Annotated in this window: 13 protein-coding genes; 1 reads left to right on the plus strand and 12 read right to left on the minus strand. The window is 29.2% G+C overall.

What is annotated here, in order from left to right:
• Positions 1-9: 9 nt before the first annotated feature.
• From CPEL_RS06535 to CPEL_RS06550, 4 genes are read right to left on the minus strand one after another with little or no spacing between them, the layout of a single operon-like run.
• Positions 10-1,854 (minus strand): primosomal protein N', encoded by a 1,845-nt coding sequence (locus CPEL_RS06535; RefSeq protein ID WP_044599128.1) that lies wholly within the window; start codon positions 1,852-1,854, stop codon positions 10-12.
• Positions 1,851-2,327, minus strand: a complete 477-nt coding sequence (locus CPEL_RS06540) for a prepilin-type N-terminal cleavage/methylation domain-containing protein (protein WP_044599129.1) — start codon at positions 2,325-2,327, stop codon at positions 1,851-1,853. The genes CPEL_RS06535 and CPEL_RS06540 overlap by 4 nt, the downstream gene beginning before the upstream one ends.
• Positions 2,317-2,568: a hypothetical protein gene (locus CPEL_RS06545; RefSeq protein ID WP_044599130.1), complete on the minus strand. Its 252-nt coding sequence runs from the start codon at positions 2,566-2,568 to the stop codon at positions 2,317-2,319. The genes CPEL_RS06540 and CPEL_RS06545 overlap by 11 nt, the downstream gene beginning before the upstream one ends.
• Complete coding sequence (locus tag CPEL_RS06550) at positions 2,558-2,788, minus strand: hypothetical protein (protein WP_044599131.1); 231 nt, start codon at positions 2,786-2,788, stop codon at positions 2,558-2,560. Before CPEL_RS06550 ends, CPEL_RS06545 begins: the two co-directional genes overlap by 11 nt.
• Positions 2,789-2,937: 149 nt before the next feature.
• Between CPEL_RS06550 and uvrB the strand changes: the two genes are divergently transcribed.
• The gene (uvrB, locus tag CPEL_RS06555) at positions 2,938-4,911 is read left to right on the plus strand and encodes an excinuclease ABC subunit UvrB (protein ID WP_044599132.1); all 1,974 of its coding nucleotides are present in this window, start codon (positions 2,938-2,940) and stop codon (positions 4,909-4,911) included.
• 18 nt (positions 4,912-4,929) lie between these two features.
• Here uvrB and efp read toward each other — a convergent pair whose 3' ends face one another.
• The 8 genes from efp to CPEL_RS06595 all read right to left on the minus strand — a co-directional run bounded on the left by efp (position 4,930) and on the right by CPEL_RS06595 (position 14,767).
• Positions 4,930-5,499: an elongation factor P gene (gene efp, locus CPEL_RS06560; protein ID WP_012661892.1), complete on the minus strand. Its 570-nt coding sequence runs from the start codon at positions 5,497-5,499 to the stop codon at positions 4,930-4,932.
• Positions 5,500-5,559: 60 nt separating this feature from the next.
• Positions 5,560-7,140 carry an alpha-ketoglutarate reductase / D-3-phosphoglycerate dehydrogenase gene (locus tag CPEL_RS06565; protein ID WP_044599133.1) on the minus strand — a complete coding sequence of 527 codons (1,581 nt, stop codon included), beginning with the start codon at positions 7,138-7,140 and terminating at the stop codon, positions 5,560-5,562.
• Complete coding sequence (locus CPEL_RS06570; protein WP_148308785.1) at positions 7,137-7,547, minus strand: hypothetical protein; 411 nt, start codon at positions 7,545-7,547, stop codon at positions 7,137-7,139. The genes CPEL_RS06565 and CPEL_RS06570 overlap by 4 nt, the downstream gene beginning before the upstream one ends.
• A 76-nt stretch (positions 7,548-7,623) precedes the next feature.
• Positions 7,624-9,291, minus strand: a complete 1,668-nt coding sequence (locus tag CPEL_RS06575) for a 30S ribosomal protein S1 (protein ID WP_044599135.1) — start codon at positions 9,289-9,291, stop codon at positions 7,624-7,626.
• A gap of 65 nt (positions 9,292-9,356) precedes the next feature.
• A complete protein-coding gene (locus tag CPEL_RS06580; RefSeq protein ID WP_044599136.1) occupies positions 9,357-10,184 on the minus strand; it encodes a 4-hydroxy-3-methylbut-2-enyl diphosphate reductase in 828 nt (275 codons plus the stop codon).
• Entirely contained in the window at positions 10,174-11,460 is a 1,287-nt protein-coding gene (aroA, locus tag CPEL_RS06585) for a 3-phosphoshikimate 1-carboxyvinyltransferase (protein ID WP_044599137.1), read from the minus strand. Before aroA ends, CPEL_RS06580 begins: the two co-directional genes overlap by 11 nt.
• Positions 11,457-13,787, minus strand: coding sequence for a phenylalanine--tRNA ligase subunit beta (gene pheT, locus CPEL_RS06590; RefSeq protein ID WP_044599138.1), 2,331 nt, complete (start codon positions 13,785-13,787; stop codon positions 11,457-11,459). The genes aroA and pheT overlap by 4 nt, the downstream gene beginning before the upstream one ends.
• Positions 13,784-14,767: a phenylalanine--tRNA ligase subunit alpha gene (locus CPEL_RS06595; protein WP_148308803.1), complete on the minus strand. Its 984-nt coding sequence runs from the start codon at positions 14,765-14,767 to the stop codon at positions 13,784-13,786. Before CPEL_RS06595 ends, pheT begins: the two co-directional genes overlap by 4 nt.
• Positions 14,768-14,831 lie beyond the last annotated feature (64 nt).

Below are 14,831 nucleotides of genomic sequence, written 5' to 3' on the forward strand. Positions count from 1 at the left end.
TTAATATTTTTAAGAAAAATCAAGTGGATCTATATCGCAAATTACATTTTTAAAATTTAAAGCATAATGCTCAATCTTTACAAGCTCTTTATAATAATCACTTCTTAAAAAAATATAAAAACGCCATTTTTTATTAAGCATTTCAATGCCACAGCTACCATATCCTACTAATTGCACCAAAGTATTTTCTTTGCATTGTAAAGCAATATACTCACACAACGATGAAGCTTTATTTTTATCCTCATCTTCAACAATCAATCTCAAAAGTCTTTTAAATGGTGGATAAATTCCTTTTCTCATGTCTAATTCATCTTGCAAAAAACTATCATAATTTTGTATATATTTTTCAAAAAAAGCCCTATTTTTGGTTTGCAAAAGCACTCTTCCCTCACCCTTACGCCCTGCACGACCAGCTACTTGCATAGCAAGGGCTAAGGTTTCTTCTAAGGCTTTAAAATTAGGTCTAAACAAATACTCATCAAGCCCTAAAATAACACTTAAATTTACATTATGATAATCATGCCCTTTAGCAAGCATAGAAGTTCCTACTAGAATGTCTATTTTTTCTTGATTAAAATCTTTTAAAATCATATCAAGTTTTTTTACACTACTAATCTCATCACTATCAAATCTTTTTATTATAGGATTAAACTCAGCCAATTCTTTTTCCAAAAGCTCACAAAGCTCTGCTGTTCCCATTTTTTTAGCTTCAAGCATAGCTCCATTACAATTTGGGCAGGTTTGATCAATTTCCTTAGTAAAATTACAATAATGACATTTCAAAGCATTTTTATTTTTATGCAAACTCAAAGCAATAGAACAAAACGGGCATTTAATCGTATTAGCACAATCTTTACACAAAATTTGCCTAAAATTTGCCCTTGTGGGTAAAAACACCACAGCTTGTTTTTTTTCTCTTAAGCTAATTCTTAATTCTAAGAGTAATTTTGATGAAATACTAAGCTCGCTCTCATCATACAAAAAATGCTTCTTACTTTCAAAAAAAGTTCCTTTTAATCTAAAATAAGGATGTTTATAAAAACTAACTACACTTGGAGTGGCTGAGCCTAAAAGCACTTTTATATCCATTTTTTTAGCGATAAAAAGAGCTAAATCTCTTGCGTTAATTCTTGGATTATTAGATGCTTTATAAGAATTATCATGCTCTTCATCTACAATAATCAAAGCTAAATTTTCATAGGGTAAAAACAAAGCTGATCTTGCTCCTGCAACCAAAAGTGCTTTAGAATTTGCTAAATCTTGTAAGCATTTTTGTTTTTTTGTTTTAGAAATTTTTGAATGCCACAAGAAAAAATGCTCGCCAAAATACACCTTTAGCCTTTTTTGCATTTGTGGAGTGAGTGCAATTTCTGGCATTAAAAGCAAAACTTGCTTACCTTGCTCTAAATACTCTTTAATTAAACTAATATAAATTTCAGTTTTTCCGCTTCCTGTATCACCAAATAATAAAGAAATTGGATGTTTTTTTATAAATTCTAGGGCATTTTGCTGCTCTTTATTTAAGTTTGGACTTTGTTTTATAAGAATTTTTTCTTGATTATACGCATTAATACCTTCAAACATTCCCAAAACAAAAGCCAATTTGCTTGCATAATAATAAGCAATAAATTTTGCAAGTTCGTATTGATAGGTAGTAATTTTATAAGAAGTTTTTTCTTTTATTTTTTGGGTTTTAAATTCAGGTTTTTGGCATTGTCTTAAAACAATGCCTTTGCAATTTTTCTTTGTGGATAAATCCACTATAACTTCACTCAAGGGTTCTAAAATTTCACTGCTTTCATAAACTAAAGTATCTAAAAAATACCCTTTAATGGCAACTTCATAATAATTCAAAATCCATAATCCTTGCAATTTTTACTCATACACTCTAAAAAAATTTTCTCATTATTATAAACAAAATCTACATAATTTTTAGCATCGATAAAATATCTATATTTTGTATTTTGAATTTTCATCCATGATTTTTTACTCGCTATAATAGGTCTTTGCAAAACACTATATGAACAACAATTTACACCTTGGCAATTTTGAATTTGAGTGTTAGAGCAATAAAAAAGTTTTTGATTTTCACTATTTATCAAAGCCTCATCAAGAATTTTAGGAAAATCAAGATTCTTATTAAATATAAATTGATTTCTAAGTAAGGCTAAAGAAGAATTTATAAGCTCTACTTCACTTTTTAATTTTATTATTTTCGCATCGTTTTTGTTAAAAGAAAAATACGGATAAGCAATGGAAGCAAGAATGGCAATAATAATTATGCAAAAAACAAGCTCTATTAAAGTAAAAGCTTTTTTATATTGCATCGTTTTTGATTTCTTTATCTATTGTGCTAACAAGTTTATTTAATTCTTTTTTAAAAATATAATTTTCATAACTAAGTTTAACAAAAGCATTAATGAAATTTGCAAGCTCAATTTTACCACTACCTCCAGAAATTAACGCAATTTCATCCTCAAGATGATTTGCAAATTCATTACTGCAAGTTACAACAAAGTCTTTAGCATAAACATTTATTGTAACTTTTCTTTGATTGTTATTTGCCAAGAACAGCCTCTATTTTTTTGAAGATATCTTCACTTTGTGCATTGCGTGATTTTAGTTCTTCTTCTAAGCGAGCAATTTGATTGCTTTTTGCTTCATTTTGTGCTTTTACGCTGACTAATTCATTTCTTAAATTCTCATTTTCTTCACATACATCATTATATTTTTCAATTAATTCATTGACTTTATCTGTCATGGTATTAATTATTCTTTCATCATACATAATCTTGCCTTTTTGAATTTAATAATTTGGGTATTTAAACATGTAATTGTAACAAAAAAAAATTTAATTTTGCATAGGCTTTTGTTTAAAAATTTAATTTTTACTAAAAATTTTGTGTAAAATTATTAAAACACAACTTAGGAAATTTTATGTTTGAACTCACAAGCGATTTTAAGCCAAGTCCTGATCAAAAACAAGCCATTGATGGTATAGTAAAAAGCATTAAAGCAGGAAATAAATACCAAACTTTACTAGGCGTAACAGGAAGTGGAAAAACCTTCACTATGGCAAATATCATTAAAAATTTAAATATGCCTACTTTAATCATGAGTCACAATAAAAGCTTATGTGCTCAACTTTACAGCGAATTTAAAGGTTTTTTTGCCAACAATCATGTGGAATATTTTATAAGTTATTATGATTATTACCAGCCAGAAGCTTATATACCAAGAACGGATGTTTTTATAGAAAAAGATAGCTCTACTAATGAAGATTTAGAAAGATTAAGACTTAGTGCTAGTGCGTCTTTGCTAAGTTATGATGATGTTGTTTGTATAGCTAGTGTTTCAGCAAATTATGGCTTGGGTAATCCTAGTGAGTATGTGGGTATGGTTTTGATTTTAGAAGCTAATATGCAAATAAAGCAAAAAGAGCTTTTAAAAAAACTTGTAGATATGGGTTATAAAAGAAATGATAATTTTTTTGATAGGGCTGATTTTAGAGTAAATGGAGATATTATCGATATATATCCAGCATATTATGAAGATGAGGCTATTAGACTTGAATTTTTTGGTGATGAGCTTGAAGCGATGTATCATTATAATGTCTTAGAAAATAAAAAAGGTAAAGATTTAAAAAAATTTATACTTTATCCAACTAGTCAATTTAGCGTAGGCGAAGCTAGATTAAAAGAAGCTATAAAAGGTATAAAGGCAGAATTAAACGAACGCCTTGCTTATTTTGAACATGAAAACAAACTCGTAGAAGCCCAAAGACTAAAACAAAGAGTGGAATTTGATCTTGAAATGCTACAAAGCACAGGAATGTGTAAAGGAGTTGAAAATTATGCTTTGCACTTAACAGGACTTAAAAGCGGGGATACCCCTTATACGCTTTTTGATTATTTTGCTATAAAAAATAAAGATTTTTTAGTAATTGTTGATGAATCTCATGTATCTTTGCCTCAATTTCGCGGTATGTTTGCAGGGGATAGAAGCAGAAAACAAACTTTAGTTGATTATGGTTTTCGCTTACCAAGTGCTTTAGATAATAGGCCTTTGATGTTTGATGAATTTATTAATAAAAATTGCAAATTTTTATTTGTTTCAGCAACCCCTGCACCACTTGAATTAGAACTTAGCAAAGAAAATGTTTTTTATCAAATCATGCGTCCAACAGGACTTTTAGATCCTAAAATAGAAATCAAAGATAGCGATAATCAAGTTGAAATTTTATATGATGAAGCTAAAAAAGTTATAGAGCGTAATGAAAGAGTTTTAATCACCGTTTTAACTAAAAAAATGGCAGAAGAGCTGAGTAAATACTACTTAGAACTTGGCTTAAAAGTAAAATACATGCACTCAGAAATTGATGCTATTGAGCGTAATGAAATCATTCGTGGTTTAAGAAGTGGAGCTTTTGATATTTTAATAGGCATTAATCTTTTAAGAGAGGGGCTTGATTTACCTGAAGTTTCGCTCATAGCTATAATGGATGCAGATAAAGAAGGTTTTTTAAGAAGCACTACTGCACTCATTCAAACTATGGGGCGTGCTGCTAGAAATATAAATGGTAAAGTATTGCTTTTTGCTAAAAAAATCACAAAATCCATGCAAGAGGCTATTGATACAACCAACGAAAGAAGAACTTTACAAGAAGCTTATAATAAAAAGCACAACATCACTCCAAGCTCGGTAAAAAGAAACCTAGAAGAGAGTTTAAAACAAGATCTTGAGCAAGGAGAAATTTATCGTAAGGGTAAAGAACTTGAAAAAATGCCTGCCAAAGAACGCGCTAAAATAGTAAAAGAATTAAGAAAACAAATGTTACAAGCAGCTAAAAATCTTGAATTTGAAAAAGCAGCAATGCTTAGAGATGAGATTAATAAATTAAGAACTTTATAATCCCTTAAAATCAAGGGATTATTTATTTGCTCTTTCTATATACTCTCCACGCACAGTATCAACACGGATTATTTCACCTTCTAACACATGAAAAGGAATTTGCACTACTGCACCTGTTTCTAAAGTAGCTGGCTTTTTATTTGAACCTTGAGTGTCACCTTTAAAATTTGGTGCTGTTTCGATGATTTTAAGTTCCATTACTTGAGGAACTTCCACACCAATTGCTTTTCCATTGTGAAACAAAACATCTACCATAGTTCCATCAAGCATCCATTTTTTAGCTTCACCTACATCTTCATCACTAATTGCAACTTGTTCATAAGTTTGAGTATCCATAAATTGACAATTTTCACCATCATCATACAAATACTGCATTTGCTTTTCTTCTAAATTTGGAGATTCACACTTATCTCCTGCGTGAAAAGTTTTTTCCAAAACTTTACCATCAATAAAAGATTTAATTTTAATACGCACAAAAGCAGGACCTTTACCTGGTTTTACATGCTGATATTCTACTATTTTAAAAGGAATACCATCAATTTCTATTTTTAAACCTTTTTTTAAATCTCCCATTCCATAAGAAGCCATACATTTTCCTTAAATTTAAAATTGAAAAATAATTGTAACAATTAAGGCTTATAAAAAGCCTTAAATTTCTGCATATTCTGCAAAAATACAAGCATCTATTGCTCTTAACTCTTCAAGTAAAGCTTTTGAAATCTTTGTATCAAGTAAAATTACAGCTAATGCTTTACCAAAACCATTTCTACCAAGTCTAAAATCTGCAATATTGACATTATTTTTAGCTAAAATTCCACTAACATTAGCTATAACTCCTGGTATGTCATTGTTATTTAAAATTATCATTTTCCCTTTTGGTTTAAAATCCACATCAAAACCATTTAGCTCTACTATTCTTTGTTCATTTTCTCCAAAAATAGTTCCTGAGATAGAAAGACTAGAATTATCCGTAATTACCTTTATAGTAATTTTATTACTATAACCACTACTTGGTAGAATACAAGAGGAAAGTTCTACGCCTTTATCTTTAGCTACAAAATGTGCATTGATATAATTAATATTCTCACCTAAAATTCCTCTTAAAACACTTACTGCAGCAAATGTTAATAAAGACTCATTAAACTCGCTAATTTGTCCTTCGCTTTCAAGTTTAATAGCCTTAATAGGAGTTTTATCAAGTTGAGCTGCTAAAAAGCCCATTTTTGAAATAAGCTCTATATAAGGTGCTACAAAATTTGGCAAATCTTCAGTTTTGATTGGTAAATTTAAAGCATTAGGATAAGAAATACCTCTAGCTGCATTTAAAGCCTGTTCACATGCTTGTATTGCTATATTTTCTTGACTTTCTAAGGTATTTGCCCCAAGATGAGAAGTAACCGAAACATTTTCAAAATCTAAAAATGGATGGTTAGTTGCTGGTTCTTTATTAAACACATCTATACCAAGCCAAGCTATTTTACCACTTTTTAAACCCTCACACAATGCATCTTCATTATAAAGTCCACCTCTAGCACAATTTATTAATCTAATCCCATCTTTCATTTTAGCTATCTCTTCAAAAGAAATCATATCAGTTGTTTCTTTTGTTTTAGGCGTGTGAATGGTGATAAAATCACTTTGAGTTAAAATTGTCTCCAAAGAATTAACACATTCTATACCTAAATCTGTCATCTTAGAAGCTACCACATAAGGATCATAAGCAATAACTTTCATTCCAAAAGCTTTTGCACGCACAGCAACTCTTGAGCCTATATTACCAAAACCTATAACCCCTAAAGTTTTATTCATTAGCTCAACACCATACCATTTTTCCCTCTCCCATCTTCTTTGCACTTTTAAAAAATTATGCGCATTTACAAAAGATCTTGCTGAGCATAATAAATGGTTCATTGTAAGCTCAACAGCTGCTATAGTGTTAGCCGTTGGAACATTCATTACAATTATACCTTTTTTAGAGCATTCATCAATATCTACATTATCAACTCCAACACCTGCTCTAACTAGTGCTTTTAAATTTTTACAAGCATTAATAAATTTCATATCCACATCAGTAGAACTTCTAGTAATAGCCACATCAATATCACTAAGTTTTGTCAAAAGCTCATCTTTAGGCAAATGGGCAGCTTCAATTAGCTCTATACCATCTGCTTTTCTTAAAAGTTCAACACCTTTATCTAGTATTGCATCACACACAATAATTTTTTTCATAACCAAACCTCCTTTAATTTTGCATTAATATTGTAAATTTTCAATTTGTCCACCAGAGTATTTAATACTTTTTCATTGTTTGTATCTAAATAAATTAGCACTTCATTTTTACTTTGTGTTAAAGTATATTTAATCAAAAAAGAATGTAAAGTTTGCTTTAAACAAAACATAGAATAAACATCGTTTTTATCAATATCTAAAATGTAAAATTTTTGTTTTGGTTTTACTATGGTATCATCCATATTAAAACTCATATAAAATTCGTTTGCAGCAGGAGAAAAATCATTAATCTTAAGATTTGAAAATTTATCTTGCCAAGTTTGGGGTAATTCTTTTTTAATCTCATCAAAAGAGTATTTTATATTTTGTGAGATAGGTAATTCTTCAATTTTTACATATCTCACCATAAATATAAAAGCTATAATTAACACTAGACTTAAAAAGCCTAAAATACCATAAAGGGTATATTTTTTCATTTTTTAATTACGAAAGTTGATCTTTGATAATATCACCTAAAGTTACTTTATCATTATCATTAATTTCATTCAAAGCTTCTCTTTCTTTCATTCTCGCAAGACTTTTAATGCTTAAACGAATTCTATTTTTCTTTTCATCAATAAAGACTATCAATGCTTCTATGTTATCTCCTATTTTTATACTAGAAATATCTAAATTGCCTAGATCTTCTTTATGGATTAATGCATCAACACCTTCTTCAAGTTCCACAAATAAACCAAAATCTTTAATATCTCTTACTTTTCCTGAAATAACTTCATTAACATGATGTTTTTGTGCATAAAGTTGCACTGGACTTTTTTGTAATTCTTTTGCACTTAAAGAAATTTTTTGATTTTCTTTGTCTAATTTAGTAATCTTTACTTCGATTTCATCACCAATTTTATATATATCTTTACATTTATCATTTCTATTCCATGATGCATCTTCATTATGCAATAAACCTTCTAAATTTGCAATTTTTACAAAAGCTCCAAAATTAGTCACAGAAGTTACAATACCTTTAACAACATCACCAACTTTATATTTTTTCAAAAATTCATCAAAAGGCTTAGCTAATAAATTCTTTAAAGAAACTCTAAGTCTTCTTTCTTTTGCATTAATTTCAATCACTTCTACATCAAGCTCTTGACCTTCACTAATATAGTCTTTTGGATTTTTTGCATTTTTATCCCATGAAATTTCACTAATATGTAAAAATCCTTCTATATCATTTCCTAAATCTACAAATGCTCCATAAGGTTCTATATTTGAAACAGTCACCTTAATAGTATCTCCAACTTCTAAGCCATCTTTGATTTCATCCCAAGGATCAGGCATAGCAAGTTTAATTGACAAAGAAAGATGTTTTTTGTCCTTATCATAACTAATTACCTTAACAGGAACCTTATCTCCTTCATTATATAATGAACTAGGATTTACAGGACCTTTATAAGAAATTTCACTATAGTGTACCAAACCATCAACACCACCTACATCTACAAACATACCATAAGTAGTAATTTTCTTAATAACACCTTCAATTACTTCATTTTGATTTACTACATTAGAAATAATCTCTTTGCGTTTTTTTCTTTCCTCATCTACTATTTTTTTCCTAGAAACTACTATGCTTTGAGCTTCTTTATCTATTTTGATAATTTTAACTTTAAAAGTTTTATTAATGATGTTATTAAAGTCTTTAAAACTACTTTGTGATTTTGGCAAGAAAAATTCCACTCCATTTTCATCAACAGCTACAAAACCACCTCTATTTTTACCAATGATTTTCACATCAAAAATACGCTCATCATCTTTGTAATTTTCGATAAATTCTTTAACTTTTTGTTTTCTCAAAGCTTTTTTATGAGATAGCAAAGATCTACCACTGCGAGAACCTATTATAGCAACTTCTAAAGTATCACCTTCTTTAAAAATCAATTCACCTTTTTCATTCTGAATTTCCTCACTTGCTAAAATACCTTCTGATTTTTGCCCTATATTTACAAAAACCTCATCCCCTTTTATTTCAACAATTATACCTTGTGTCGTTGCATCCTCATTAGACTTAAAAGATTCTTCAAGCATTTGCTCAAAATCTTCTTCAATGACAATATCCTCTAGTCTATTTTGAACTTTTTTGTTCACCTCGCTCATCGTGGTCCTTTATTTTAATTTTCAATTCTTGATTATAATATTGTTTTCTTTAAACTTAGTTAATTCTATGCATATTCTTTAATTTTTTCAATTACTAAATTTATAACCCAATCAGGCGTAGAAGCACCCGCACTAATACCACATCGCTTTTTACCTTCAAACCACTCTTTTTGAATTTCTTTTTCATTTTCAATCAAATAACTATCTTCACAATAATTTTTTGCTATTAAAAAAAGCTGTTTTGTATTAGCTGAATTTTTTCCTCCGACAATCACCATAATATCACTTTTTTTGGCAAGCTCGTTAATTGCCTCTTGATTTTTAAAAGTCGCATCGCATATGGTATTAAAAACACGCACTTCCTTAACCCTAAGCATTAAAAAATTCACAATTTCCATAAATTTTTCTATCTTTTTTGTAGTTTGTGATACCACTGCAATTTTAGAAGGCAATTTAATATCAAGCAATTCTTTTTCATCAAGCACTACATAAGCCTTAGTACTTACATAACTTCTTACCCCTTTTACTTCAGGATGATTTTCATCTCCAAAAATCACAACTTCATAGCCTTCATTGCTCATTTGCTCGCAAATTTTTTGAGGTTTTGTTACAAAAGGACAAGTTGCATCAAAAATTTCTATATCTTTTTGCTTTAATTTTTCTAAATCTTGCTTTGTGATACCATGAGTTCTAATGATAGCTTTTTTTTCTGTGCTTAATTCATTGATATCATTTAATGTTTTAACATTATAATTTTTCCAAAGTCTTGTGATTTCTTCATTATTATGAATTAAAGGGCCTATGGTAGCTGCATCTTTAATCTGTTCAGCCTTTTTAATAGCTCTTTTTACCCCAAAACAAAATCCATAGCTTTTTGCTAGTTCAATCTCCAATTTTAGCTCCTATTTGCTTTAAAATCTCAATAAAATTTGGAAAAGAAGTTTTAATGCATTCACTATCATCTACTTCCATTCCACATCTTAAACCTAAAATTAAAAAACTCATCGCAATTCTATGATCTCCAAAGCTTTCTATTTTAGCACTTTTAGCTTCGCCGCCTTCTACTTCAAAACCATCTTCAAATTCTTTTACCTTTATGCCACATTTTTGCAAATTTAATACAATTGATTTGATTCTATCGCTTTCTTTTACGCGCAATTCTTTAGCATTTTTTATCATGCTTTTTCCCTTTGCACAAGCAAAAGCTATGGCCAAAGCTGGAATTTCATCAATCAACCATGCGATATTTTCACTCACATTTACCGCCTTTAAAGGCGCACCTTCAACACAAATTTCTCCAATACTTTCAAAATCTTCATTGATAACATTATAAGTGATTTTTACACCCATTTTTTCTAAAATTTTAAAGGCCTCAATGCGTGTTTTATTTAACAAAACATTTTTTAAAACTACTTTTGAATGAGGTAAAATACAAGCAGCTAAGGCAAAATAAAAGGCCGATGATGGATCATTTGGCACACATACTTCAAATGCTTTTAATTTTTCTTTTAAAGGATTTATCTTTATAAAAGTTTTTTCTTTGTTTAAATACTCAATGCAAGCTCCCATTTTATTAAGTATAATTTCACTATGATCTCTTGAAAGCTCAATTTCTTGAAAAAAGCTTTCTTTTTTTGCATGCAATGCTGCCAAAATCAGTGCAGTTTTAACCTGAGCTGAAGCAATATCACTTTTATAATCAAATCCATCTAATTTCATACCTTGAATGCAAATTGGAGCTAAATTAGCACCATCTCTTCCATAAATTTTTGCTCCAATTGATATTAAAGGCATACTTACTCTTTTCATCGGCCTAGCATTTAAGTACTTATCTCCACTTAAAACAAAAAATCCTCCCTCAATAGCACTTAAAAAACCTATCAAAAGTCTCATAGCTGTGCCTGAATTTCCACAATCTAAAATAACATTTGGAGATTTAATACTCACTGGAGCTTGTATGTAAATATTTTCACCATCCTCTTCAATCTTAGCACCCAAAGCATTAATAATTTTCAAAGTATTTAAAGTATCTTCAGCTTTAAGATAGTTTTTAATTTTACAAGTCCCTTGGGTTAGTAAAGAAAAAATCGCAAAACGATGAGATATAGACTTATCAGAAGCTATATCTTCAAGTATTGCTTTAAAAGATTTTAAAGGTGAAATTTTCATCGTAGTTTTAAACCATATTCATCATTTAGCATTTTGATAATTTTATCAATATGTTCAAGAACTACATTATCCTCTAAAGTTTTTTCAAAATCTCTAAACACAAGATTAATTGTCAAGCTATAAAAATCACCTAAATTTGCATCTGTGTATAAATCCACCACTCTAAAAGTTTCTAAAATATCAATATCTAATTTTGCAATACTATTTTTGATTTTTTCATATGCAAAACCTTTAGGAATAACTATACTTAAATCTCTGCTTATAGAAGGAAATTTAGAATAAGCTTTAGCAATTTTAAATTCTTGCTTTAAACCTTCTAAATCAAACTCACAAATATAAGTTTTAGCTAAATCTCTTTTATTTTCTACACTTAAATGCACTCTACCTACAAATCCTATACGCTTGCCATTTTTATATACATTTGCTTGTTCATATGGACTTAAAAATGTATATTCTGATTTTTGTAAACTAAACTCACCTATAATACTTTTTAATTCTGCTAAAAAAGTATAAAAATCCACCAAAACAGGTTTAGCTTTATTTGTTATTTTAGCTTCTTCTTTGTAACCACTAAAAATCATTGCAAATTTAACATGTTCATTCGAAAATTCATCAAAAACACTACCACACTCAAAAAGTTTGATTTTCTTTTTGGAATTTCTTAGATTAAAACTTGCTGCATTTAAAAGATGATTAATCAAAGTACTTCTTAGTGTATTAAGCTCATTGGTAATGGGATTAATAAGTTTATTTTTAATGCACTTAAATCCTAGCTGATTTAATTCTTCTTCATTATCTAAAACATAATGTATACTTTCAAAATATCCATTACTACTTGCTTTTAGTCTTAAATTTTTAAGCTCTTGATAATCAAAATATACTTGATTTAAACGATTTTTTTCTTTAAATTCTAAAGCTTTTGATGGGATATTATCAATACCAATAATTCTTACTATCTCCTCGCTAATATCAGCTATATTTACTATATCACTGCGATGAAGAGGGATTTTGATATTAAATTGCTCATCATTTACCACACTTATTTCAAAACCTAATTTTTTAAGAATTTTTACTAAATTATTTTTATCTATAGGCATACCAATGATTTTATCAATCTCTGCACCAAAAATTCCGATAATATTTGCTTCATTTTCTTTAAAAATTTGTTGGCTTCCTGAAAAAACACTAATTGCACCAATTTTCAAGCATTCATTAAATAAATATTCCATTCCCAAAGAAAGCTTAGGCTCACTGCCTCTTAAAGAACGATATATAGTATCGTTTTTCTTTTTATGAAAGGCTATTGCATTTGCTATAGTTTGAGGATGAGTATAACTTGCTTCTATAATGATAATTTTACTCTCATCATTGATTTTAAATTTATCCTCTTGTTCTATACCTGCTAAAGCAATTAACTCATCTTTGTAATAAACCCCATATTCTCCATGCTCTTGAGTTTTAATTTCTAAAATAATCTTTTCATCAATTTGGCATTCCTTGCAAAGTTTATGAAAATCATAAGCACAAAAAATCACCCCGCTTGCATGGGTTGTATAAGTTAAAAGATTTTCTATATTGTTATTTTTATATGCTTCAATCAAAGCAAGACGGATTTGTATGGTAATATTTAGTTTAAATTCTTCTTTAACTTCTAAAGCCTTATAAGCAAAAAATCCTTCAATATCACTTTGATTTTTAACACTTAATATTCTTCCTATACCTACACTATTTTCGCTTTCTTTTAAAGGATTTAATTCTTTTAAATTTAAATCAAGTGCTGCACTTAAATCTCTAGCAACACCATATAAACTCAAACAATCCCCACGATTTGGAGTGAGCTCTATTTCAATTAATTCATCATTAAAAAGTTCATAAGTATTTAAAGCTTTTCCTAGAACTAATTCTCCCATACTTTCATCTAAAACCATAATGCCTTCATTGCTTTTTCCAAAACCAAGCTCACTAGAAGAACAAATCATGCCCATAGATTCAACCCCTCTAAGTTTAGCAGGTTTTATCTCAAGTCCGCTAGGAAGCACTGCGCCCACTAAAGATACGGCTACAAATTGATCTTTATCAACATTTTTTGCCCCACAAACAATTTGCAAAATTTCATTTCCAACATCTACTTTACAAATATTTAATTTATCTGAATTTTCATGTTTAACTTTTTCTAAAACTTTACCAACTACAACTTTTTGGGGAGCTTTAACACTTTTGAAACTATCAACTTCCAATCCTATGGAATTTAAGGTATTTACTATAGTTTGTGTCGATATTTCACTTAAATCAATCCATTCACTTAACCAATTTCTACTAATAATCATCTAAATTGCTCCAATAATCTTAAATCACCTTCAAACATAGAACGCAAATCAGGAATTTTATGCAAAAGCATAGCAAAACGCTCTACACCTAAACCAAAGGCATAGCCACTTACATTTTTATAACCTACAAATTTATAAACATTAGGATCAACAACACCACACCCTAAAACTTCAAGCCATCCTGTTTGCTTGCAAACTCTACATCCACAACCTTTGCAAAACACACAAGAAATATCCACTTCAGCAGATGGTTCTGTAAAAGGAAAAAAGCTTGGTCTAAAACGCACTTTTACATCGCCAAACATATGTTTTAAAAAATGTTCTAGCATATCTTTTAAATTTGCAAAATTTACTTTATCACCCTCTTCAACTACAAGCCCTTCTACTTGATGAAACATAGGCGTATGAGTAATATCAAAATCTCTTCTAAAAACTGCACCAGGCGCTATCATTCTAATAGGTGGTTTTTGAGAAAGCATAGTTCTAATTTGCACTGGAGAAGTTTGCGATCTAAGCAAAGTTTTATCTTCAAAATAAAAAGTATCTTGCATATCTCTTGCGGGGTGATTTTGAGGTAAATTTAAAGCTTCAAAATTATGAAAATCATCTTCAATCAAAGGCCCTTTTTCTATGCTAAAATTTAAAGCTGTAAAATACTCTATGATTTTATCCATAGTTTGCATAATTGGGTGCAAAGCACCTGCATTTGAAGTTTCATCAAAAAAACTAAAATCTTGCACATCTTGTTTCATTTTTTCATTCAAAGCTTGTTCTTCTAATTCTTTCAATTTAACTTGATAAGCTTTGTTAAATTCATCTCTTGCTTTATTTAAACCATTTGCAAATTCTTTTTTTTCATCACCTTCTAAATCCTTTAACTTTGCAAATTCTAAAGTCAAAATTCCTTTTTTACCTAAAACACTCACTTTTATATTTTCAAGCTCTGCTAAAGTGTTTGCAGAAGCAATTTTAGTTATCATATCTTGCAATTTTTACTCCAACTAAATTTTTTTTAAACATTCTAATGTAAAATTATTTAAAATT

The organism is Campylobacter peloridis LMG 23910, assembly GCF_000816785.1.
In the GTDB taxonomy this organism is placed as follows: domain Bacteria; phylum Campylobacterota; class Campylobacteria; order Campylobacterales; family Campylobacteraceae; genus Campylobacter_D; species Campylobacter_D peloridis.

Bases quoted from the DNA above. Each gene is read 5' to 3' on its own strand.
- CPEL_RS06575 (WP_044599135.1), bottom strand. From the start codon at position 9,291: ATGAGCGAGGTGAACAAAAAAGTTCAAAATAGACTAGAGGATATTGTC.
- uvrB (WP_044599132.1), top strand. From the start codon at position 2,938: ATGTTTGAACTCACAAGCGATTTTAAGCCAAGTCCTGATCAAAAACAA.
- CPEL_RS06540 (WP_044599129.1), bottom strand. From the start codon at position 2,327: ATGCAATATAAAAAAGCTTTTACTTTAATAGAGCTTGTTTTTTGCATA.
- CPEL_RS06595 (WP_148308803.1), bottom strand. From the start codon at position 14,767: ATGATAACTAAAATTGCTTCTGCAAACACTTTAGCAGAGCTTGAAAAT.
- efp (WP_012661892.1), bottom strand. From the start codon at position 5,499: ATGGCTTCTTATGGAATGGGAGATTTAAAAAAAGGTTTAAAAATAGAA.
- aroA (WP_044599137.1), bottom strand. From the start codon at position 11,460: ATGAAAATTTCACCTTTAAAATCTTTTAAAGCAATACTTGAAGATATA.
- CPEL_RS06570 (WP_148308785.1), bottom strand. From the start codon at position 7,547: ATGGTGAGATATGTAAAAATTGAAGAATTACCTATCTCACAAAATATA.
- pheT (WP_044599138.1), bottom strand. From the start codon at position 13,787: ATGATTATTAGTAGAAATTGGTTAAGTGAATGGATTGATTTAAGTGAA.
- CPEL_RS06565 (WP_044599133.1), bottom strand. From the start codon at position 7,140: ATGAAAAAAATTATTGTGTGTGATGCAATACTAGATAAAGGTGTTGAA.
- CPEL_RS06550 (WP_044599131.1), bottom strand. From the start codon at position 2,788: ATGTATGATGAAAGAATAATTAATACCATGACAGATAAAGTCAATGAA.